The following is a 24,614-nucleotide window of genomic DNA, read 5'->3' as shown; positions in this document are numbered from 1 at the left end:
CTTTTGTCGTATAGACAACTTTTGTATTATTTACCCATAAAGAATTACAAATGTAATAGCTTTGACTTAATCTGACATTATGAGTAAGATAAGATGCCCCACATTCTAAACCTAAGTACGACACATATTTAATTCTTTTTTTTAAACCTCATCAAGCTACCCAACCCATTTCCTAGCATTTCTAAACATTCTCATCCATACAGAATATTCATCATACTCTGCTGGAATATATGAGTTTGTTATTGCTCTATAAACACGTTCAGGATGTGGCATCATCGCAAGCACACGACCATCTAGGGCTGTTACAGCTGTTAAGCCATCTATTGCACCGTTTGGATTATAAGGGTACATTTCTGTAACTTTACCTTGTCCATCAACATACTTAAGCGCTACTTGTGAACTGGCTAACATAGCCTGTCGCTGCAAATCATTTTCAAAAAGTGGTCGACCCTCTCCGTGTGCTATAGCAATCGGTGATTTTGTACCAGCCATATCAGCAAACCAAATAGAATCAGACTCTTGGATTTCGACCATAGAAGTTCTTGCTTCAAACTGTTCAGATTTGTTTTTAACAAATATTGGCCAGTTTTCAGCGCCTTTGATTAGTGATTTAAGTTGTGCAAGCATTTGACAACCATTGCATACGCCAAGAGCTAAAGTATCATTTCTACTAAAAAATCTACTAAACTCATCTCTCAACCTTCCTGTAAACAAGATATTTTTAGCCCAACCACCACCAGCACCTAAAACGTCACCATATGAAAACCCACCACAAGCTACTAGCACCTTGAAATCATCCAAAATTACACGCCCAGCATGCAAATCTGACATATGCACATCATATGCTTCAAAGCCAGCTGTAGTAAATGCTGCTGCCATTTCAACATGACCATTTACACCTTGCTCTCTTAGGATTGCAACTTTTGGCTTCTCTACGTTGATGAACTTCGCTGTAAGATCCTCTTCAATATCAAAAGTAGCCTTGACATGGATACCCTTATCATCAGTATTTAGAATACTATCAAATTCCTGCTTTGCACACTCACTGTTATCACGAAGTGACTGGATATTGTAAGAAGTTTCTGCCCACCATCTTTGTAGGTTTACACGCGTATTTGAGTATATTCTTTCAGCATTTGCAAAGATGTTTATCTCATCGCTAGAATTTAACTTAGCTATTGCACACAAATGAATTTGAGAATCTTTAAATAACTCTTCAACTAGTGCTACATCACTATTTCCCACTTGGATTACAACGCCAACCTCTTCAGCAAAAAGTTTAGTTAGTATTGAATTATCAAGCATAACCATTTGAGATTCCGGATCGGAGTCCGAAATGACAGACGTTTTTTGAGTTTGTAGCTTGATATCTAAGCCTTTACGTCCAGCAAAAGACATCTCTGCTAAAGTAGCAAATACGCCACCATCCGAAACATCATGATATGCTAAGACTTTATTTTCAGCTTTTAGTTTAGTGATGTTTTCAAATAATACCTTTAGCTTACTTGCCTCTACATCAGGGGCAACATTGCCAACCTGATTATAAGCTTGTGCAAGAGATGAAGCACCTAGCCTACCAGCTTCATTTGATAAATCGATATGTAACAAAGTAGTATCTTTGTCATCAGCTAAAACCGGAGTAAGAGTTTTACCTGCGTTAACTACAGGTGAAAAACCTGAAATTACTAATGATAATGGTGATGTTACAGATTTTTCTTTGCCATTGTCAGACCATTTAGTTTTCATAGACATTGAATCTTTACCAACTGGTATTGCAATGCCAAGCTCTGGAGCAAATTCCATACCAACCGCTTTAACAGTCTCATATAATTTTTGGTTTTCATCGCCTTGATTTGCAGCAACCATCCAGTTTGCTGACAACCTAATATCACTTAGCTTTTTAATATCAGCTGCTAATAGGTTTGTTACAGCTTCGGCAATTGCTAACCTACCTGAAGCAGCGGCATTTATCGTAGCTACTGGAGTTCTCTCACCCATTGCCATAGCCTCACCTGCTTGACTATCTACAGTTGCTGTAGTAACTGCACAATCTGCAACCGGTACCTGCCATGGACCAACCATCTGATCACGTGCAACCATACCTGTAATACTCCTATCACCTATAGTGATAAGAAAAGATTTAGAAGCTACAGCTGGTACTTTTAGCACTCGCTCAATCGCATCATCAAGCTTGATAGCACTTGTATCAAAAGCATCTTGCTCAACTTTTACAGTTTTAACATCAATATGCATTTGTGGTGTATTACCAAATAATAGCCCCATTGGTAAATCAACAGGCTTATTATTAAAATGCTCATCATTTAACGTAATATGTTTTTCTGAAATAGCTTCACCAACAACAGCAAATGGGCACCTCTCACGCTTACATAATTTTTCAAAAAATTCCAAGTTTTGTGGATCTACTGATAACACATATCTTTCTTGAGATTCATTTGACCAAATCTCTAAGGGTGACAATCCTTCTTCACCCACTAAAACTCTTCTCAGCTCAAAGTGACCGCCAACATTACCATCTTTTACAAGTTCCGGAAAAGCGTTTGAGATACCACCAGCACCGACATCATGGATAAACGTAATAGGGTTTTTTTCACCCATCTGCCAACACTTATCAATCACCTCTTGGCAACGACGTTCCATTTCAGCATTATCACGTTGAACAGAAGCAAAATCTAACTCAGAATTAGCACCAGAGGATACCACGGAAGAGGCAGCTCCTCCACCTAAACCAATACGCATAGCTGGACCGCCTAAACAGATTAGCTTAGCTCCTAATTTGATATCACCTTTTTCAACATGCATTCTTTTTATATTGCCCATACCACCAGCAATCATAATTGGCTTATGGTAACCAAACATCTCTTTACCACTTGAAGTATTTGCTAACTGCTCATAAGTACGAAAATAACCACATAAATTTGGACGACCAAATTCATTTGAATAATGAGCACCTCCAACGGGTGCTTCTAACATAATTTGCAAAGGTGTAACTATATGGTCTGGCTTACCGTATTTAGTAGTTTCCCAAGGTTGCTCAAAATTAGCTATATTAAGGTTTGAAACGCAAAAACCCGTTAAACCTGCTTTTGGTTTTGCCCCAAGGCCAGTTGCACCTTCATCACGTATCTCACCACCAACACCGGTTGCCGAACCACTAAATGGTGCAATAGCTGTAGGATGATTATGAGTTTCTACTTTCATCAGGATATCTACTTCTTCTTGCTTAAAGCTATATACACCTGTCTCTGTATTTGTATAAAATCTCTGAGCCGTTGCACCTTCTATCACAGCTGCGTTATCTTTGTAAGCTGATAGCACCCCTTCAGATGCATTTTGTGTAGTATTTTTAATCATTTTAAATAAAGATTTATCTTGCTCTTGGCCATCTATAGTCCATCTTGCATTAAAGATTTTATGCCTACAATGCTCTGAATTAGCTTGAGCAAACATATAAAGTTCCGTATCTGTAGGGTTTCTATTTAGTTTGATATACTCTGAAGTTAAGTAATTTATTTCTTGCTCACTTAATGCTAACCCTAATTTTTTATTAGCGTCTTTAATAGCGTGCTGGCCACTTTCTAAGACATTGATAAATTCTAATTCTTTAGGTGTTGTTGTTTTAAATAAACACTGCAAATTCTGCTCACAAGCAAAAACCTCTTCAACCATGCGATCATGTAAAAGGTTTTGAATATCTTTTAACTCTTGTGCGGAAATATTACCCTCTATACCATAGAGTATTGCTCTCTCAACTCTTTTTACAGCCACAATCCCAGTATTATGTATTATATCTGTAGCTTTAGATGACCACGGAGAAATTGTTCCACTTCTTGGTGCCACTATAAATGTTGTACCACAAGGTTTTGAAGCACCATACTCTTTATTATAATCTAATAGTGATCTAATAATTCCCTCTTGAGCTTGACTTAGCTGGCTTTCTAGCTCCAAAATATGTAAAAATTTAGCTTCTAGTGATTCTATATTTTTTGAAATAGCCTTAGCTTCTGCCAAAAGTTTGTCTTTTCTAAATTGGGATAATGCACTTAAACCTTCGAAAATCTTAATCATACTTGATACCTTTTTATACTTTGACACTTCACTCTATTGTCACTCTTTAAACTACTGATTTAAACTTGTTGATATTCTTAATGTGTCTTTAACACATACATCTATTTAGTAATTTTTATTTATATCTCTATAGACTATTTGCAACAGGTCCGTCTAGTCAAATCCTCTATATTTTTGTGCCTCTCTTTTTAAAGAAACTCTTTCACTTTCAAGCTTATCCAAATAGCTTTCATCAACGTCACCAGTAATATAATTGCCAGAAAAAACGCTATCTTCAAACTCAACTATACTTGGATTTTGTTTTTGAATCACTTCTTTTAAGTCCGATAAAGGTAAGTATATAAGCCCGTCTACCCCAATCCATTGACGGATTTCCTCTAAAGATCTACCATGAGCAATTAGCTCTGATTTGGTGGGCATGTCTATACCATAAACATTTGGGTAACATACAGCAGGTGACACAGAAGCCAAATAAACAGACTTTGCCCCTAGATCTCTAATCATCTCTATAATACGCTTAGACGTTGTACCACGGACTATAGAATCATCGACAAGTAAGACATTTTTGTCTTTGAATTCTGCTGGGATTGGATTTAGTTTTCTTCTGACATAGTTTTTTCTATCAGCTGATTCTGGCATTATAAAAGTTCTGCCAACGTATCTGTTTTTAACAAATCCTTCTCTATATTCAACGCCCAATGCTGTGGCTATTTCTTGAGCAGAAGCACGGCCTGTTTCTGGAACGGGGATTACAATATCTATATCACTACCTTTCCAAGCTTCTAAAATTCTTTTACTTAACATTTTTCCAGCGTCTACTCTTGCTTGATAGACACTGACTCCATTCATGATACTATCTGGTCGAGCAAAATATACATACTCAAATAAACAAGGTGCTAAAACAGGTTTTTTAGCGCAGACTTTTGAATGAACCTTTCTATCTTCTGTTATAACAATAACCTCACCAGGTTCAACGTCACGTAAAACTCTAAAACCAGAAATATCTAGCGAGACACTCTCACTAGCCACCATATATGCTTTTTCACCATTCTCATACTCTTTAACACCAAACACTAAAGGACGAATACCAAAAGGATCTCTAAATGCTATTAAACCAAAATCAGCTATCATAGCTGTACAAGCATAACCGCCTTTTGCGTGTTTAAAAACAAATTCAACTGCTTTAAAAACGGCTTGAGGTGTTGGACAACCCCGCGACTTATTCATACCACAAGCAAAAAAGTTTAATAAAAGCTCTGAGTCTGAAGTCGTATTAAGATGACGTCTTTCTATATCGTGCAATACTGTAGCAAGCTCTCTAACATTAGTTAAGTTACCATTATGAGCAAAGACTATTCCATGAGGATTATTAACATAAAAAGGTTGACTATCTGCTGCTCCTAAACTTCCAGCTGTTGGATACCTTACATGACCTATACCGATTTTACCTCTAGACTTCTCTAGCTTCTCATCAGTAAAAACTTCATTTACCAATCCTGTATTTTTACGAATAAAAAAACGCCCTTTGTCCATAGTTGCAATGCCAGCAGCATCTTGACCCCTATGTTGCAAAAGGCTTAAACCATCAAACAATAAATAACTAACCTGACTAGGACCAGCAACCCCTATTATTCCACACATAAGATTTCTCTGTTCTCTAAAGAATTACCAACTGGATCATTATACCAATATTTGTATCAATAAAAATCTATTTTTAAGCTAGTAACTATACCCTAGCTAACTTTAAAATCCTAATTAGCTTAATCTAAAACCGCGCTACCGTGAACTCTTGAAAACTAAAATCTTTCATAATTTTAAAAATGCTTATATCCTTATTTACTACATCTTTACTGCAAACTGAAAAAATATTCTCATTCTTTTCAAATGAGAAAAAATCATTAGGATAGTTATTACTACACCAATTTTTATTATTTCTGCTAAATTTAGCCTCAGCAAAGCCATAAGCTATTCCTAGCCCATTTCTTTTAACTTGAGCTTCTTTTAAAGTCCAAAGGGTGTAAAAATCTTTATCTAGGTTACTACTTTTTCTTAATATTTGTAATTCACCTTGACTAAAATACCGCTCCGCCACATTAAGAAATTTTCTTTTTCTTTTTATATTTTCAACATCTATTCCTATATCATTACTTGCTACTGCAATAACTACTGTTTCTAAAGTGTGGCTAATACTAAACTTTAAACTTTCAGAATTTTCTAAAAAAGGCTTGTTATTATTATCTACGTAAAAAACGGGGTTACTAATATCAAAAAATTCGCCAAAAACCCAATACCTAAGGAAATTAGAAAATAATTTCTGATTAGAACTAACTTCAATGCTAAATCTATTCTTTAAAAGTTCAGCTACATCTGTAGCTATAAAATCTTTAATCGTTAAGATAAAAACGTAGATATTTTGCATATACGATAAGATTTACTCAATAGCGATTTGTGAAATAATGTTAGTCTTACCTAATAGTGAATTTATATACTCCACATCTTTATATGTCAAACTACCTTGCAATTGCTTTAATTGGGCGTAATGCTCAACGTAATTAAATATAGAATCAGCAAATGAAAGCTGCGCTTGTACAAGTATCGTCTGGCGGTTTAATAAGTCAACTATAGTTTGTGTACCTGCCTCAAAGCCTTCTAAAATAGCTTTAACAGAAGCTAAACCAGAGTAGACAGACTTTTTAAAAGCTTCTATCCTAACTGAATCCAAAACCACAGTCTGAAAAGCTTCAACAGTACCAGCGTAAACTTCTCGTTTAGTTTGAAGTAAAGCATAATTAGCCGCCTGATTATCATAACTTGCCTGCTTAAGCTGGGCAAAGTCAGATCCACCTTTTAGAAGATTCCAATTAACGTTACCTGAAATGTTTGCTACATCATATTTTGTGGGGATAAGAGCTATTTGTTGAGGATTACCTGAAAGGTTATTTCTGGACATACGGATTCCACCAGTCAAATTAGCTTTTGGAAAAAAGTTACCCCACTGTATACCTACACCCTCTTGTGCGGCTTGGTATTCAAATTCTTTTTGTGCAATATCCAAATTATACTGCTCAGCTGTCTTTAACCAGTAATTAATATCATTTGGCGTAGGAGGCTCAAATTCTGTTGACTTAGAAATATATAAAATAGAGCTTATTCTACTACCTATAAGTTTTGCCATTGTGGCTTTTGCTGCTATTAAACTTTTTTGAGCGTCTACTCTATCAGCTATTGCTTGGCGGTATTGAGCATCTGTAGTTTTTAAATCCGCGTACGAAACTGCACCTGCTTTATATTGATACTCCTGTGTTTTATATAATTTTTTGTTCCATGCCTCATTTGCAAGCTGAAACTGTAGTGCTTGTTCGGCTCTTAAAAGTTCAAAATATGCCGTTACAGTATTTATAATAAGAGTTTGTTCTGCTTTTGCATAAATCATAGCGTATGATTTTTGTAAGTAAGTAGCTTGTGTGAAAGTTTTCCATTTACTCCAATCAAAAAGCACCTGCTCACCACTGAAGTTGAAATTGTTTGCAGTGTCTCCAACTTGGCCTCCAAACTCATCATAAATATCTCTTCTGAGGTTATATTGAAAGTCTATCTTTGGGAGTAACCCACCAAGAGCTTTAGGGACTGTCTCTATATTAGAAGCAAAAGTTGATCTAGCTGCTAGGTACTCAGCATTATGTTCAGCTGCTAAATTATAAATATCTATTAAACTATAAAATTGTTCCTTAGTAGAACTAACCATAGCAACTTCATCAGCTTTTTTAAGATCATAAAATCGATTATCTTGCTTAATTTGATCAGCTTTAGCATACTGTTTAGCGACACTATATGGGTTTTCAAAAATATCCGTACCTATAGGTCTACCAGCAGAATTATATTTCGACTCAGCATCTTCTGACATTATATCTGCTGCAAAAATCAAATTAGCACTAAGAAAACATGCTAAACATAATAAACTCTTTTGCATATTAACTCTTATTTATTATATATATCGAAAAGAAAGCTTTTCTCATATACTTCATTATCCACCCTAATTGCCAAATAGGCTTTATCACAGACATCCTCTCGGACTACAAACACGAACCTTCCTGATATTTTTAGCAAACCCAATAGTGACTCATCAATCTCATCTGCTTTTACTGGATTCAAACTATATATACAACTATACTTTTTTTGACTATCAATAATAGATTGTAGTTGCTCTAACGTATTAAAATCAATATTTTGGATGTGTTGAGTTACAAGACACCTTTTAACAGAGCCCATCACCTTCTCATCATAGTCTAAAACATCTACATGCTGACTAATTTTCGCTAAAATAGCCGTTGTATAGCCACAGTCTAACCCAAGCTGCAAAACATTATCACCATGCTCAACATCAAGAGCATTTATCAGCTTTGCTGTTAGCATAAGGCTTCTTACTTCTCTACCATTAATTACAAAACCAGTATCACAATATGCTAAACTTTGGTATTCTTGTGGTAGAAATTTCTCACGAGAAATATTTGCCATAGCATCAACAAGAGCGCCAATAGGGATCCCCTCAGGCAAAACTTGCTGTTTGATCATATTTTCTCTAGCAAATTCAAAGTTCATTATAAGACCCTATAGTTTAAGAAATAAATTTTTAACTAGTTTAGTCTTGAGATAATATCACAATAGCCTACTAAAGAAAACTATACTAAAATTTTAGAATTGGAAAATAGCCCAAGAAAAGTTAAAATTCACATCAACAAAATAAACAATAAAATAAAAATCTAAGATGTTACTTAGATCTTCTTTAAAGACCACTCTTTAATTAATAAGGTATCATATGAAAAGACCAGAATTACTTTCCCCTGCTGGGACACTTAAAGCAATGCGTTATGCTTTTGCATATGGAGCAGATGCTGTTTATATCGGACAACCAAGATATAGTTTAAGAGCTCGTAATAATGAATTTTCAAAATTGGAGATTCTTGAAACAGCTATAAATGAAGCGCATGCTATAGGTAAGAAAATCATGCTAGCAAACAATATAGCTCCTCATAACGCAAAAATTAAAACATATATAAAAGATATAACTCCTGTCATAGCACTCAAACCTGATGCTATGATAATGTCTGATCCAGGCATGATTATGCTAATTAGAGAACATTTTCCTGACCAAGAAATACATCTATCAGTACAAGCAAATGCCGTAAATTATGAAACTGTAAGATTCTGGCAGAAATTTGGTATAAAGAGAGTTGTACTTTCTAGAGAATTATCATTAAAAGAAATTGCTGAAATCAAAGAAAACTGTCCAGGTATGGAAATAGAAACTTTCGTGCATGGATCACTTTGTATGGCATACTCTGGCAGATGTCTACTATCAGCTACTACAGCCATAGAGACCCTAACCAAGGAGTTTGTAATAACGCTTGTAGAAATAATTATAAGGTTGCTGAAGCTAAGCAAAATGAGTGGGGGGATATTGTACCCACAACAATCAACCCAACCCTAGGAATTGGGCAACCATCAGAAAAAGTTGTTTTAATAGAAAATGATAAAGAACCTGGACAATTTAATCCCATGTTTGAAGATGAACATGGCACGTATATAATGAACTCAAAAGACTTACGAGCTATCCAGCATGTAGAATACCTAACAAAAATGGGGGTTGATTGTTTTAAAATAGAAGGTCGAACTAAATCTTTCTTTTATGCTGCTAGAACTGCTCAGTTATATGATCAAGCTATCAAAGACGCTCTAGCAGGAAAACCTTTCGATATGACTTTAATGGACAAACTAGAAGGGTTGGCACATCGAGGATATACAGAAGGTTTTTATCGCCGCCATGTGCATGATGAATACCAAAAATATGATAATTCAGACTCTCGCAGCTCTACTCAGCAATTCGTTGGTGAAATTACACATTTTGATGAGCATACTGGTTATGCCGATATTAATGTCCGTAACAAAATTCAAATAGGTGATAGTATTGAGCTAATGCTACCATCAGGAAGCAGACAAATGGTATTAGATAACATGCTTGATAAAGATGGTAACCACATGGAAGAAGCAAAAGGTAGTGGTTATCAGGCTAAAATAAAATTTGATAATGTATCACCCGAAGATATGAAATTTGCCCTAATGATTAAAAATTTATAATCAGAACTTCTATTTAATCTATGCATGAGACTGTTGCAAACTAAAATTATATGTTTCTAACTAGCCTTTGCAATTAAATGTTAAATCGTTAATTTTCTAAATCTCTACAACTTTATTAAACCACATCTCACTGAGGTTTATTTATAACTAGCCATAGATCACAATTGCATATAACGTTGTGTTATAATTTAATATAAATCCTATCAAAATTTTGTAGAAGATGTCAATAAAAAGCCGTATCCTTATCAAAAATAGCAGAATAGAAAAGTAAATGATAAAAACATGGGGTAATTATGGAACTAAATATAATGAAGGATTATTTTAAGGGTAAGTGGAGATTTAAATCGCAAGGTATTGAAGAGTTACAAATAAACATATCAGCCTCTCAACTGGGAAGCCAGAAAAATATGGATGTTTGCTTTACCGCCATTAGAACCAAAAAGAATGAGATTACCTGTCATGTAGGAACATCTAAAGATGCTAATTATGACTTTAATACGGCCGCATTTATAAATGAAGAACAACAAAGTCAGAACGATAGAAAAAGTGTTATATTAATAAATGGAGGTTTTTTTGACAGTCCCGCAATTAATAACGATGGCTTGCCCAATTACGGGGAAAACCAACCTATTGGATACACCAAATCAAATGCTCCACATATTAATTTCGTAAACCCAAGTCCCACCTACTGCCATAATGTAAATAAAAAATATACAAACTACTATGGTTTAATAACTGCTTCAAATAATGGATATGATATATTTGAATATAAATCCATACTAGATCCTGATAATTTTCTTAGTCAATTTGATAGTTATTTAACAAGCGCGCCCATTTTAATAAAAGATGATAACATTGTTTTTACACAGGCAACTATGAATTTACCTATTTTTAGATGGGATGACCCAAGTAGAAAAAATGCTCCTGGATTCTTACATCATGCTGACCAACCCAACCCTAGATCATGTTTTGGATTTAACGATCATTACTACTTCTTTGTCACCATTCTTGGAAGAGCCGGTCAAATTAAAGGTTTAAATCTGGCAGAATGTGCTATTTTAATGAAAGCCCTAGGATCTAGCCAAGCAATAAATTTAGATGGTGGAGGATCTTCACAATTATTATATGCTAACCGTGTAAGTAGTCTTGAAACCAACTTTGGAGGCAACAGAAAAGTTGCTGATGTGCTGTTTGTAAAAAGAAAACACAACGACCCTTGGCTCCAAAATTTAGCAAATACAGAGGGTCAAATAAGCCTCATTCAAAGAAGATTCCGCAATTATCGCAAAAACATGGAAGTAATGAGACAGGTATACTTTCTCATCAAGAATACCAAGGATGCTACTTCTAATGCCTATTCATTCATAGGCAGGTCAGACCGGAAGAATATAGCTTTTCAAAAGATTATAGATTTTTGCAACACCAAGCTAGAAAAAGGTGTAGATATAGGTATCCCGGGTTTAATTTATATACTAAAACTCACTATTGCTATTGCATTAATACCTAGAGGAGAGACAAACAATATAAGTATAATATCAAAGAAGACCTCCTTGAAACAAACTAAGAGTGCTAAATATATATTGGATTCTTTTAACAAAAACACTTTCCCAGAAATAAAAAAAATGATCGGTCCAAATACTATAAATGAGTATAATGATTTACTAGAGTTTTCTGATTTAAAAGCTATATTTAAAAACATAAAGGGTAATACTGCTATTAATAACGACTTTCACGACCTATATAAAGAACAGGTTAAAATTTATCTCTATAATAAAACAAATACCCTAGCTAACGCCTACCCTTAGAACATATGTATCGCTGCGTTATAATAATTATAATCAGTCTTGCTTTCATAATAAATTTCTAAATCGACTATGACTACAGTTAGTAGTACATTCAATTGAACTTTATTATCGAAGGCTCCTTTCATACATTTTAGTCATATATCTCACATAAGCGCGAGCAGCTGGCGAAGCATGTACATATTTCTTAAGACTCCAATTAATAGATTTAATTAAAGAAGTTTTATCTGACTTAAATGGTGTTTTTTTACTACTAAAATCAGATGAAGAGAAAAAAGGATAACTTGACAAGGAATAAACTTCTGATGCTGAAACTTCAAAGTTCGAAACTTCAAAGCTACCAATAGACTCTACACTAGAAATATCTAATGGCTTATTAAATTTATTTCCCCTATCACTTGACTTAAGAGAATTAGACGGTCTATTTATTTCTAGATTACCATCTTTTACAAATTTAAAAGCTTTATTCCATAAACATAACAGCTCTGGTGATACATAAGAAGAAGTTTTCTTAAATGAAAACCTTAATGTCATATAAATATCCAATTCAGGAATTAAATTTTGTAGTTTATCTATTAGGTCATATTTTTCTTTTATCTCACCTAATTCACCAACACCAACTTCATAGATAATACAAAAGTTTATGTTTGCTAAACACATGTTTTTAAATTTAAAAACAAATTTATGAATTGTATCCAAATCTAGATCAGATAAATCTAAAAAGAAAATATATTTCTCAGATTTTACAATTTCTAACTTACCTATCTCATTTACAGATAATGTATAACTGTAAAACACATCTTTAGAGCCAGGAAGTTCACCAATTAGGGTAAAATCATCCCCATTATTTTTAATGTAAATTAGTTCTGTTTGCATTAAATTTAGAAGCTTCATAAAATTCATCATTATAAAATTGTAACATAAATAATAAGCATAGAATTAGCTATATTTTAATAAAAAAGCTATTCTTTGATATGGACTTCTTGGAGTATAAGAACAACAAAAACTTTTAAAAACGTCCATCCCTTTTATTTATGCTTCTATTTAAATCAAAGAAATTTGTATACCCAATATAATTCTACTTACTCGTATCCAAGAAAAACTCTTTTCTTTGGAAGGTCTGGGTATTTTTATCCAAATATAGACGATCCCCTTTTAACCAAATAGCTATATCTCTACCGTCACCAAACCTAGCACCATCGGCCGACACTACTTGAGGTAAGGTATATTCTTTACCTTGGTAAATTAACTTAATAAAACTAAGACTCTTATCCGATAATGAGTAAAACGTTAAAATTATTTCTTCTTTTTTATTATCCACAAAGATACTTTGTGCATCTTTTTCTACATCTAAAGCATAACTATAACATTCTAAACACGCATAAATAAATAATAAGAAGTATATCGATAAACATTTAATTTTTCTCATAATATAGACCTTTTCTTATGGATGCAAGTTAGTAGTACTATTGTAATAACAGATGTAATAATCATGGTTATAGCAATAGGAAGAGAACTAGTTGCTGGAAATATCATCGCAACACTTCCTATCAATCCACTAATAGCAAACTCCATAGTACCAAACAACGCAGCTGCTACTCCTACAATTTCATAAAATGGCTCTAAACTACCACTAGCTCCCGTTCCTGAGGTAAAAGCTGAGCCAAAAGTAGCAAAGAAACAAGGAACAAAAAACCCCCATAAAGATAAACCATAAATAAGATATATTGCCAAAGATAAGACGCCAGCTGTAAATACACAACTGACTCCTAAAATAGCTGTTTTATAAACTCCTATTTTATTTACCACAACACCAGCAAATAATGAACCTACAAGATAAGCAACACCAGCTAAACCAAACATCACATATATCTTAGATAAAGGGTACCCTAAATAAGTAATGATATATGGTGTCATTGAAAATAATACAAAAAATGCTGACATACCTGAGACTGCTGTCAGAGAATAAGCCCAAAATTGTAATGATTTTGAAACCTGCAAATATCTTGCAAAAACATTTAAAGACATTTTTTTACGTCTTTCTATTGGCAAGCTCTCCTTAACAAAAAAAACTATTATTAAAAAAGTTAAAAATGCTAAAAACGTCAGTAAAACAAATGCTGCTTGCCACTCAAAATATATAGCTAACTCTACACCAATAAGAGGGCCTACAATAGGTGAAATGGATATTATCGCATTTATAAAACTATATATCATTGAGCTAGTTTTACCAGAAAAAGCATCTCTTACTATAGCGAAAGCGACTACAGATAAACCACAACACCCTAAAGCTTGAACGACCCTTGAAAAAATTAATAGGCCTATAGTATCTGATAGTGCACATAAAGCTGAACCTAACAGAAATAACAATGATGATAGTAGTATAATTCTAAATCTACCAAACTGATCCGATAACGGTCCAAGAAAAAGCTGACCCACTCCTGTTACTACTAAAAATAACGACAATGTTATTTGTACCATTGACTGAGTTGTTTGTAGAGACTCTTTCATAGCAGGTAGAACAGGCATGTAAACATCCATAGCTAATGCAAAAGCAAAGACCATAGGTCCTAAAATAAGAATAGTTTTAAGCGGAGAATAGTTCCACATAGTAGAGCCCCTTTTTTTTCATTTATCAAGTAACGGATTATACCAGAATAACTTTAGTTTAGAAGGTACTTAAACTAGCTAATCACTTTTTATTAATGTTATAATAGCTTCAAAACACAGTAAACATTAATTTAAAATGTTAAAAAAATTCAACCTAATAATAGCAATCCTTCTTCTGCCCTTACTTAGTTTTGCAAGTGATGGATCATCTTTAAAAGCCATTAGCGTAAATGCTATAAACCAACCACTAGCTATAGCCGCTATTGTGGTTTTTGTTTTAGCTTATCTATTCGTAATGACAGAAGACTATACAAAGCTTAATAAATCCAAACCAGTTATACTTGCAGCTGGTGTTATCTGGATACTTGTTGCTATTGTAGGCGAATCTTTTGGAGCTAACAATATCGTTCAAAGTAATTTTGACCATATAATGACTGAATATGGTGAACTGCTTTTGTTCTTGTTGGTTGCTATGGCTTATATAAACTTAATGGAAGATAGAAATATATTTGAGAAACTCAAAAGCACTCTTCTAAGGTCAGGTTTTGGATATTTAGCAATATTTTGGCTTACAGGAATAATTGCATTCTTTTTATCTGCAGTGGCTGATAACTTAACCACAGCTTTAGTAATGAGTACCGTAGTAATCTCTATAGGTAAGGACAATAAAAAATTTATAACTATGGCCTGTGTCAATATCGTAGTAGCAGCTAATGCCGGTGGTGCATTCTCACCTTTTGGAGATATCACTACACTTATGGTGTGGCAAACTGGTGCTGTTAGTTTCAATGGATTTTTTGCTATTTTTATTCCTTCATTAGTTAACTTTTTAATTCCTGCTGTTATTATGAGTTTCTTTTTACCAAAGATGCAGGTTAAATCTATTATAGAAGAGAAAGTACAACTAAAAAGAGGCGCTGTACCAGTTATCATATTATTCATTTTAACGATTATAACAGCTGTTTCTTTTGAGCATGTTTTACACTTACCTCCATCTCTTGGTATGATGACCGGACTTGGATACGTCATGATATATAACTATTTCTATGGGTTGAAAATAAATAGAGAAATTAGACAAGGTCACAAAATGCCTCCTCAAGCTTTTGATATTTTCGACAAAATAAAAGAAGCTGAATGGGATACTTTACTTTTTTTCTATGGAATACTAATTTCTGTACAAGGTTTAGCTGCACTTGGATACTTAGGTGTTGCCTCTCAGTATATATACAAAGACATGCAATCGATCGCTCCAAACTTATTCTCAGCACATACTCAAGCAAATACAATAATTGGGATACTTTCTGCTATTGTTGATAATATACCTGTTATGTTTGCGGTATTAAGCATGCACCCAACTATGGAGCATACCCAATGGTTACTAGTTACTCTTACAGCTGGAGTTGGAGGTAGTTTATTATCAATAGGCTCAGCTGCTGGTGTAGCTGTTATGGGCAAATCAAAAGGCAAATATACCTTTATTGGTCATCTTAAATGGACATGGGTCATTGCAGTAGGATATTTTGCTAGTATTATAGTGCATTTGCTCATTAATTAACCTCTTTTTTGAAATTAGTTGGAAGAGATTTCCAGATGTGTTTCTGATTTTATTACTGTTATCAAAAACCCATATGCCTTTCGCGTTTATATACTTTCTTATAGAACACAAGGCTTCTGGAGAAAGAAATTTATGCTCTATCACAGCAAATTCCAATTTATATTAAATTCTATTCGTTTGGAAAGCCCCAACAATGTAGACCAAGATAGATCTTTAGCTAATCTATTTTTAAAAACCATAAATCCACTATACGGATGGGCTAATAAGGCTTATGATGGTCATTGCTCCAATTGTGCTTTCAATGTATACATGTTTTTATCAGGATTTAAACTAAATAGGTCATTTATGGATAATGATAATGAATTTATGCCAATTAGCACATTTATATATAATGGTCTTTACAGTGGCGCTACATCAGAATTACAACTAGAAAAAGATGGGCCTATTAATAAATATAAAATGGACCAAGGAGAAGGTTATCGTAAAATTCTGGGGTATCATCGACTACAAGCAGACTATGCTGTATATTTACATTGTATAAAATATGAAACTAATTGTGTGATTGTTTCCATCGCGGAAGGAACTCACTGGTACGCAGCATTTTACGATGGATGCCGTACTTGGTTCATAGATGCTCAAACTGGAAAAGGTTTCAATCTTTATGACGAACACGATGATCTTCAACGCATGCCTACAATAGATACTAACAGATTCAAAAAAGGAAAAGATAACGAATATAGTAGATTCGGATCAACACTTACGTTTATTAGTTTCTCTAATGAGCAACTCGTCGAGTTTCTAAGTAAAAACCCTAGATTAGCTCAGCTATACTCACCACAAGTTCAACCAATTAAACCAGGTGTAAATAGTACTACTAGACCTCTATCATTTCCAGAATACGTTAATAGACAAAATAAACAAAACCCTAGAAATGCAGACTATAGCTATAGGTATCAATACGGGAAGCCAAAAGATGATTTTGCTATTTTTAATAAACCAATAAGTGCAACATTTAAAAGTGACTGTGCCCCTATCATGAGAAAAAGTAAAGATGATTACTTCGACTATTAATACCTATAACAAAATAATCATTAAAACAAGCTTACCAAGCTTTGCTGCATAGCGTAAATTTTGTAGAAAAATTTAGATATGTTTATCTTATTTAATACACTTAAAGTTATCAATTTGATACTTTAAGGCCTTATTCTTTTGCTTGGATTTTGATATCATTTTATTAGAACTTTCTTACTAAATTATATAAATGTCATATCAAGCACTAGCACGCAAATATAGGCCCAAATCTTTTTCAGAAGTAGCTGGACAACAGCATGCTCTTAATAGCTTAATACATGCTCTTAAAACTCAAAAAGTGCATCATGCCTACCTGTTTACAGGCACCAGGGGAGTTGGTAAGACTACTCTTGGTAGGCTACTTGCCAAATGCCTAAACTGCAAAACAGGTGTAACAGCTGAACCATGTAATGATTGTGAAAACTGCTTAGCGATAAATAATAATAGCTTTATCGATTTAATCGAAATTGACGCTGCCTCACGTACTGGGGTAGAGGAAACAAAAGAGATTTTAGATAATATTCAGTATATACCTTCACAAGGTAGATACAAAGTATATTTAATCGATGAGATCCATATGTTGTCTAAACAAAGTTTTAACGCTCTATTAAAAACTCTCGAAGAGCCTCCTGAATATGTAAAATTTATCTTAGCAACAACTGATTATCATAAAATACCAGTAACCATACTTTCTAGATGTATACAATTACATCTTAAACACATATCTCAGCTAGATATCAAATCCCAGCTTAAAGAGGTTTTATCTAAAGAAAATATCTGCTCAGATGAGCAATCTTTAGACTACATAGCATACCATGCTAAAGGCAGCCTTAGAGATGCTTTAAGTCTACTTGATCAAGCAATTAGCTTTTGTAACGGTAAGATAGAACAATTCAAAGTAAAGCAAATGCTTGGTATTGTCGATAATGAAGAAATATATAATATAATAAACGCTATCATAGACGACAGTCCAAATGCTATATTACCTGCTATTAAAAACCTTTCTCTTTCTGAGAATAATGCTGAAACTATACTAGATAAAATAGCTGAAATCTGGTTTAGCTGCTGTGTATATAGTCTAACGAAAAGCCTTGATGCAACCAATAATATTAGTACAGATATAATTAATAGAGTACTTAATAAAATATCTACTGAGCAAGCTCATTTTTTATATCAACTAACAATTTCTGCAAAAAAAGATATTTCTCTAGCGCCTAGCTTTGAAACTGGTGTAACCATGGCTATACTTAGATTAATAGCGTTTCAAAAAAAAAACTTAAATAATTCTAGCTTTGACTATTCAGAAACAACTACAAATACTACTAAAAAAAACTTCTCTGAATTAAAGCAACAACTTTCAAACCCTGTCTTTAAAAGTAGTGACCCAAAACCTATTAATAAAGAATATACTAAAGACTCTCTTGATAAGCTATGGTTTGAATTATTAAATAAAATGTACCTTAAAGGTTTTACAAAAACACTGGCTTTCAACAGCAACTTACTAAAAATTAATGGAGATTCTTATGATATCCAACTTAATGAAGATGCTAAAAAAATCTTAGAACTTGATCCTCAAAGTATAGCGAAACTACAAGCAAATATTAGTAAGCACTTGAACAACTCCAGCTTTGAACTAAATATTAAAAATATACCTAATAGTAATATTGTAACAAGTCAGAAATCACCAGCTGAGATAAAAAAAGATAATGCTATAGAAAAAATTCATAGTAACCAAAATGTAAAACTTATAAAAGAAAAGTTACAAATCAATATAAAAGATGAAAATATAATTTTGACCGATTAAGGGGCTGTTGCAAACTAAAATTATATGTTCCGAACTTTGTTAAAAATATTCCCATGCATCTTTATCAGCAAATATAGCATGTAAAAGTTTATTATTAAGAGTATGCCCAGACTTATAGCAATTAAAATGCCCTAGTATATAACCTCCAACATAAAAATCACCAATTGCATCCAGTAGCTTATGTCTTACAAATTCATCTGCGTATCGTAAACCACCTTCATTCAAAACACCTTCATTTGTAATACCAACCGCATTATCTAAAGAAGCACCTTTTGCAAGGTTGTTTTGGTGTAAATAAGCAAGCTGTTCATAAAAACCAAAAGTTCTAGCTCTTGAAATCATTTTAATATATTCATCAAGGTTATATTCAAAAACTACATGATCACTAGTTGCTGCAATTACAGGATGGTCCCATTTAATCTTAAACTCATACTTAAGACTATCGCTTGGTAATACCTCTGCGAATTTATCCTCATCCTCGACTCTTACTGGCTTTAAAATTTTGATACCTTTTCTAGCTGTATTTTGCTCAACTACACCGACTTGCTTTAATAAATTAACAAAATCATGAGAACTACCGTCCATAACTGGTAACTCTGGAGCATTGACCTCTATCAAAGCGTTATCTATTTCAAACATCGCAAAAGCAGACATCAAATGCTCAATTGTAGAGATAGATATACTTTGATCACCATCTTTAGTTAAAAGAGTACACATAATAGCTTCTTTGATATTAAATGGAGTAACCTTAATATCTACGACTGGCTGTAAGTCAGCTCTACGAAAAATTATACCAGTATCAACAGTCGCAGGTTTAACTATCATAGAAACGTTAACTCCAGAATGCAAGCCTATTCCTGATACAGAAAACTCACTTGCTAAGGTTTTTTGTTTCATAAGCAACTTCTCTTTATAGCTTTATTTAACTAATCTTGTGGCTACTTTCTTCTTAGAAAACTAGGTATATCTGACTTATTAGCATCATCAGATCCAGAACCAGGAGTGATACTAGTAGTAGCAACTTCTGCTTCCCTTCTTAGGAAAGAAGCAGCTGGTGCTGCTCTTTCAGAAGAAATTTCTCTTTGAGAGTGGTGAGCACCTTTTTCTAATCCAAAACCTTTCTTCATAGATACTTTTTCTATACCAGTAACAACAACTGTCACTTTCATAGAATCAGTTATATCAGGATCAATAACTGTACCTGCTATAACAATAGCATCATCAGAAATGAAAGATCTAATAACCTCTCCAACTTCCTCAAACTCCCCTATAGACATATCCATACCGGCTGTAATATTCACTATTACACCTTTAGCACCATCTAGATTAATATCTTCTAAAAGAGGGCTTGAAATCGCAGCTTCTGCTGCCTCTCTTGCTCTATTTTCACCAGATGCCTCACCCATACCCATCATAGCTAGACCCATATTAGTCATAACAGCCCTAACATCAGCAAAGTCAACGTTTATCAAACCTGGTCTAGTTATTAACTCAGAAACTCCTTTAACAGCATTTCCTAAAACATCATTAGCCGCATTAAAAGCATCTATCAAACTAGCTTCTTTTCCTAAAACACTAAGTAGCTTTTCATTTGGGACGGTGATTATTGAATCAACATGTTTAGTTAATTCTTCAATTCCTAACTCAGCTGCTTTCATTCTTCTAGGTCCTTCAAACGGGAAAGGCTTAGTAACTACAGCAACTGTAAGTACACCCATATCTTTTGCAACCTCTGCAACAACTGGGGCCCCACCTGTACCTGTACCACCACCCATACCAGCAGTGATAAAAACCATATCAGCACCTTCTAATAGTTGCTCTATCTTAGCTCTATCTTCTGTAGCTGCTCTCTTACCGATTTCTGGATTTGCACCAGCTCCCAGTCCCTTCGTCAAATTTGTACCTATTTGTAGTACATTTTGAACTTTTGACTTTGATAAAGCTTGACCATCAGTGTTTAAAGCAAAAAATTCAACATCTGTAACCTCATCACACATATGCTGAACAGCGTTACCGCCACCGCCACCAACGCCGATTACTTTAATTACAGCATTTGAAATCATTGAATCGTTAAAGTCAAACATATTTACACTCCTTTATTTATATATTTACCTATATCACTATCTTAAAAATTATTAGAAAACCACCCCTTTACTGAAGAAACAATTTTTTTCTTAGGCTTATTTTCTTTTGTTGTATCTTCTTCTACTTTTGACTCAACTAATTTATAGTGGTCATGCTCACTAGCGTATTTAAGCAAACCTACAACTGTAGCATATGACGGGTTATGGACAACTTCATTTGCTCCAGAAACCTCTATAGGCCCCCCAACTCTTGCAGCAGGTAACTTAAACATATCTAAAGCAAGCCTAGCCAACCCTTTTAGTTTAGCGCCACCACCTGTGAAAACTATCCCTGATGGCATAAGTTCAAGCAAACCATTAACCTCTAATTCATCATACAAAGATCTAAATATTTCTTCTACCCGGGCTTCTATAACTAATGATAAATCTTGTAAAGATATTCTTTTTTTAGCATTTCCCAAAGAGTTTGGAATATCTATCTTCTCATCTGGATTTTTTAAATACTTACTTGCTGCATATCCGTATTGTAGTTTTAAACTTTCTGCTGCTTCTATTGGAAGTTTAAAAACTTTTGATACATCGGATGAAATATTATTCCCACCAGCAGGAATAGTTGATGTGTAGCAAATACCGTTGTCTGAAAAAACTGAAAAACTTGTTGTATCAGCGCCCATGTTTACTAAACAAACACCCATTTCTTTTTCACTATCTGTAAGAATAGCCTCACTTGAAGCCAGCTGCTCTACAACTATATTGTTTATCTTATAACCACAGTTTGAAATACATTTTCTAACATTTTGTAATAAACGAGATGAGATAACTACTATATGTACATTTGATTCTAACCTTACAGCAAACATGCCGATTGGTTCTGTGACCCCTGACTGGCCGTCTACTACGTAATCCCTTTGCAAAACATGAAGCATTTCTGTATCTGCTGACATAGGCACAGCCTTAGCAGTCTTAATTGCCATGGCTAAATCTTCCATAGCAACCTCTCCATTTTCTACTGCTGCCAAACCATAAGAGTTAAAGCCCTTGATACTAGGCGCACTCAGACCCAAGGTGATATCTTTAGTATCAACACCAGCTATGCTTTTTGCTTCATCTAAAGCTTCGCTAAGAGTTTCCATAGCCATTTCAAGGTTTATTACTGAGCCTTGTTTTATACCCTTTGATTTTTTTTGGCTGACCCCTAGTATTTTAATAGTATCATTTTCAACCATCTGACCTATAGCTACTGTGATCTTGTGAGAACCTAAATCAACTGCACAAAAATTACTACTTCCGAAGCCCATTATACTTACCTTAGTTATTAAAATAGATTTGTATTTCTAGTTTTTTAATGCGTACCTAGACTACATTATAAGCTTATTTATTATAGAAAACCAACAAAATGGGAATTTTATTTTTATTTATACTTTATGGCAAAACCATTGGCATATCGCATATCAAAATATTCTACAGATTCATAATCTTTAACTCTTTTGTAGTTCCTAAAATACTCCTTTAGACGAAGATTAAGGTTCCTTGATCCAAGGATTACAACCTGATCATTTAAAAGTTGTAATTTAAACTGGTTACCTTGGTAAAAAATTTCAATAATCTCTGAAGAATTTGTTTTTGCAATATCATTTAACTTTTGATAAGTTTCATAAATATAGTGTCTATTATTTTCATCATTACTTTGTATATACGGAAGCTCTTGATCATAATTAAATATGGCAGGTTTGACGATATCCATATTATCAAGCAAAATCTTATTGTTACCCCAGTAGGCTATAGGTTTTCTATTATATAAATATATAACTAATGTTGAAGGCCACACTTTTTTGACCAAAATATAATCTACACCCTGTATTCTATACAAGTGTTTCTCTATATCTTCAATATTAAGGTCAAACCATTGCTTGTTATTCAAATTTGTTATCTTGTTTATTAATTCCTGCCTAGAAACGTATACTAAACCATCATTAGAAACGACATCTACCTTTGAAATACTTCTGTCTGTTTGTAGCATTAAATAAACTACTATCCCAAATAACGTAACAAGTATTGACAAAGGTATTATCAATCGTCTAAAAGCTTTCATCACCGTGCTTGTTCTATAATTATTTTTACAAAATTATCAAAATCAATACCTTCTGCTGCTGCAGATTTTGGAGATAAACTATGTTCTGTCATACCTGGAGAGGAGTTAATTTCCATTAGGTAAAACGTATCTTGGTCATATATAAGGTCAACCCTAGCATGCCCCTTACATTCCAAAATATCATAAGCTTTTTTTGCTAGCTGCCTTGCCTCAAGTTCTTTTTGTTTACACAGCCCACTAGGACTATGATAAATTGATTTACCGCTATATTTTGACTCATAATCATAAAAATCATTTAATGGCTCAATCCACACAGACGAATACACTTCATTATTAACAATAGCTACTGTTATCTCCTTGCCAGTTATCCACTGCTCAACCATTACATCACCATATTTAGAAGCTTCACTATAAGCTGCTTTTAACTCTGAAACTGAATTAACCTTAAATGTAGCGATACTTGAACCACCACTACATGGCTTAACAGCAACTGGAAAACTAATTTCATCTTCGTTAATCAGCCTAGCTGTAAGAATCTTAGCCATAGGAGTAGGCATTTTGTGATGCATCCATATTTCTTTAGAAAGCATCTTATCCATAGTTATTACACTAGACTTCATATCAGAAGAAGTATGTTTTATCTTCAACATTTCCAATAATGCTGATACTTTACCATTTTCTCCATCTTCACCATGTAACGCGACAAAGCACTTATCAGGATTTAACTTAAGTAATCCTTTTACAAGTTCTTTTGAGCTAGCATCCAATCCCACAGCATCATAGCCCTGTTTTTGCAAAGATTCTAGTACAGCTTTACCAGACTTTAATGAAACTTCCCTTTCAGGCGAATCTCCACCGTACAAAACCACTATTTTTTCTTTTTTCATCTTTTTCCCAAAAAAAATTCTTTTAGAAGGCTGCCGCACTTATCTGCCATCACGCCTTCTGTTACTTTTAGATTATGGTTTAAGTTCTTGTTAAGGTGGTACTTTTCTTGAGAAAAAGCTCCGACCCGTTTATCTTTACATGCATATATTACTTCTGTCACTCTAGCTTGGACTAAAGCGCCCAAACACATTATACATGGCTCAAGGGTTACATACAATTTTGTATTGACTAATCGATGATTTGTTAATAAGTTAGCTGCCATTTGAATAGTTAATATTTCTGCATGGGCAGTCGGGTTAATATCTACTATAGTTCTATTATAACTCTTAGCAAGAATTTGCCCCTCTTTGACTAAAATAGCTCCTATAGGGACCTCTCCCAAATTATATGCTATTAAAGCTTGCTCATAAGCTTGTTGCATAAAAAAAATATGCTCTTGTAACTGTTTTGACACCTGAAAATACTTTTTAACTTGAAGTATTAGATT

At 33.9% G+C, this 24,614-nt stretch carries 18 protein-coding genes and 1 pseudogene; 5 read left to right on the top strand and 14 right to left on the bottom strand.

Features of this window, described 5'->3' with window-relative positions:
- Positions 1–156 precede the first annotated feature (156 nt).
- From purL to FRA_RS00530, 5 genes are all read right to left on the bottom strand, one after another.
- Positions 157–4,086, bottom strand: a complete 3,930-nt coding sequence (gene purL, locus FRA_RS00550) for a phosphoribosylformylglycinamidine synthase (protein ID WP_035720726.1) — start codon at positions 4,084–4,086, stop codon at positions 157–159.
- A gap of 153 nt (positions 4,087–4,239) precedes the next feature.
- Complete coding sequence (gene purF, locus FRA_RS00545) at positions 4,240–5,727, bottom strand: amidophosphoribosyltransferase (protein WP_035720723.1); 1,488 nt, start codon at positions 5,725–5,727, stop codon at positions 4,240–4,242.
- 124 nt (positions 5,728–5,851) lie between these two features.
- Positions 5,852–6,505, bottom strand: coding sequence for a 4'-phosphopantetheinyl transferase family protein (locus FRA_RS00540; protein WP_035720720.1), 654 nt, complete (start codon positions 6,503–6,505; stop codon positions 5,852–5,854).
- A 12-nt stretch (positions 6,506–6,517) separates the two neighbouring features.
- Positions 6,518–8,056, bottom strand: a complete 1,539-nt coding sequence (locus FRA_RS00535) for a TolC family protein (RefSeq protein WP_035720717.1) — start codon at positions 8,054–8,056, stop codon at positions 6,518–6,520.
- A gap of 8 nt (positions 8,057–8,064) precedes the next feature.
- Positions 8,065–8,685 (bottom strand): protein-L-isoaspartate O-methyltransferase family protein, encoded by a 621-nt coding sequence (locus FRA_RS00530; protein WP_035720714.1) that lies wholly within the window; start codon positions 8,683–8,685, stop codon positions 8,065–8,067.
- Between the two features lie 217 nt (positions 8,686–8,902).
- Here FRA_RS00530 and trhP point away from each other — a divergent pair.
- Both trhP and FRA_RS00520 read left to right on the top strand, forming a co-directional pair.
- Positions 8,903–10,221: pseudogene (gene trhP / locus FRA_RS00525) on the top strand (prephenate-dependent tRNA uridine(34) hydroxylase TrhP).
- Positions 10,222–10,514: 293 nt separating this feature from the next.
- Entirely contained in the window at positions 10,515–12,026 is a 1,512-nt protein-coding gene (locus FRA_RS00520) for a phosphodiester glycosidase family protein (protein ID WP_035720711.1), read from the top strand.
- A gap of 105 nt (positions 12,027–12,131) precedes the next feature.
- Here the strand turns inward: FRA_RS00520 and FRA_RS00515 are convergent, their stop codons facing one another.
- The 3 genes from FRA_RS00515 to FRA_RS00505 form a co-directional block, all read right to left on the bottom strand.
- Positions 12,132–12,917 (bottom strand): hypothetical protein, encoded by a 786-nt coding sequence (locus FRA_RS00515; RefSeq protein ID WP_155960894.1) that lies wholly within the window; start codon positions 12,915–12,917, stop codon positions 12,132–12,134.
- A gap of 184 nt (positions 12,918–13,101) precedes the next feature.
- Complete coding sequence (locus tag FRA_RS00510) at positions 13,102–13,452, bottom strand: MliC family protein (RefSeq protein WP_051686788.1); 351 nt, start codon at positions 13,450–13,452, stop codon at positions 13,102–13,104.
- Entirely contained in the window at positions 13,449–14,633 is a 1,185-nt protein-coding gene (locus FRA_RS00505) for a multidrug effflux MFS transporter (protein WP_035720706.1), read from the bottom strand. The genes FRA_RS00510 and FRA_RS00505 overlap by 4 nt, the downstream gene beginning before the upstream one ends.
- 136 nt (positions 14,634–14,769) lie before the next feature.
- On the opposite strand from FRA_RS00505, the gene nhaD reads away from it, so the two are divergent.
- The 3 genes from nhaD to dnaX all read left to right on the top strand — a co-directional run bounded on the left by nhaD (position 14,770) and on the right by dnaX (position 19,063).
- Positions 14,770–16,188, top strand: coding sequence for a sodium:proton antiporter NhaD (nhaD, locus tag FRA_RS00500; RefSeq protein WP_035720702.1), 1,419 nt, complete (start codon positions 14,770–14,772; stop codon positions 16,186–16,188).
- 132 nt (positions 16,189–16,320) lie between these two features.
- A complete protein-coding gene (locus tag FRA_RS00495) occupies positions 16,321–17,259 on the top strand; it encodes a hypothetical protein (RefSeq protein ID WP_035720700.1) in 939 nt (312 codons plus the stop codon).
- 190 nt (positions 17,260–17,449) lie between these two features.
- Positions 17,450–19,063: a DNA polymerase III subunit gamma/tau gene (dnaX, locus tag FRA_RS00490; RefSeq protein WP_035720698.1), complete on the top strand. Its 1,614-nt coding sequence runs from the start codon at positions 17,450–17,452 to the stop codon at positions 19,061–19,063.
- 39 nt (positions 19,064–19,102) lie between these two features.
- On the opposite strand, the gene lpxC is transcribed toward dnaX, so the two are convergent.
- The 6 genes from lpxC to FRA_RS00460 form a co-directional block, all read right to left on the bottom strand.
- Complete coding sequence (lpxC, locus tag FRA_RS00485) at positions 19,103–19,960, bottom strand: UDP-3-O-acyl-N-acetylglucosamine deacetylase (RefSeq protein ID WP_035720695.1); 858 nt, start codon at positions 19,958–19,960, stop codon at positions 19,103–19,105.
- Between the two features lie 41 nt (positions 19,961–20,001).
- Positions 20,002–21,147 carry a cell division protein FtsZ gene (gene ftsZ / locus FRA_RS00480; protein WP_035720692.1) on the bottom strand — a complete coding sequence of 382 codons (1,146 nt, stop codon included), beginning with the start codon at positions 21,145–21,147 and terminating at the stop codon, positions 20,002–20,004.
- 41 nt (positions 21,148–21,188) lie between these two features.
- Positions 21,189–22,445 carry a cell division protein FtsA gene (gene ftsA / locus FRA_RS00475; RefSeq protein WP_035720689.1) on the bottom strand — a complete coding sequence of 419 codons (1,257 nt, stop codon included), beginning with the start codon at positions 22,443–22,445 and terminating at the stop codon, positions 21,189–21,191.
- Positions 22,446–22,558: 113 nt separating this feature from the next.
- Positions 22,559–23,167, bottom strand: coding sequence for a cell division protein FtsQ/DivIB (locus FRA_RS00470; RefSeq protein ID WP_321174127.1), 609 nt, complete (start codon positions 23,165–23,167; stop codon positions 22,559–22,561).
- Positions 23,168–23,238: 71 nt separating this feature from the next.
- Positions 23,239–24,126, bottom strand: coding sequence for a D-alanine--D-alanine ligase (locus tag FRA_RS00465; RefSeq protein WP_035720685.1), 888 nt, complete (start codon positions 24,124–24,126; stop codon positions 23,239–23,241).
- Positions 24,123–24,581, bottom strand: a complete 459-nt coding sequence (locus FRA_RS00460) for a nucleoside deaminase (RefSeq protein WP_321174126.1) — start codon at positions 24,579–24,581, stop codon at positions 24,123–24,125. Before FRA_RS00460 ends, FRA_RS00465 begins: the two co-directional genes overlap by 4 nt.
- Between the last annotated feature and the right edge of the window lie 33 nt (positions 24,582–24,614).

Source organism: Allofrancisella heilbronnii, assembly GCF_000710735.2.
In the GTDB taxonomy this organism is placed as follows: domain Bacteria; phylum Pseudomonadota; class Gammaproteobacteria; order Francisellales; family Francisellaceae; genus Francisella; species Francisella frigidaquae.
The sequence above is the reverse complement of the archived record's forward strand: the minus strand, read 5'-3'. Positions and strand labels throughout refer to the sequence as shown.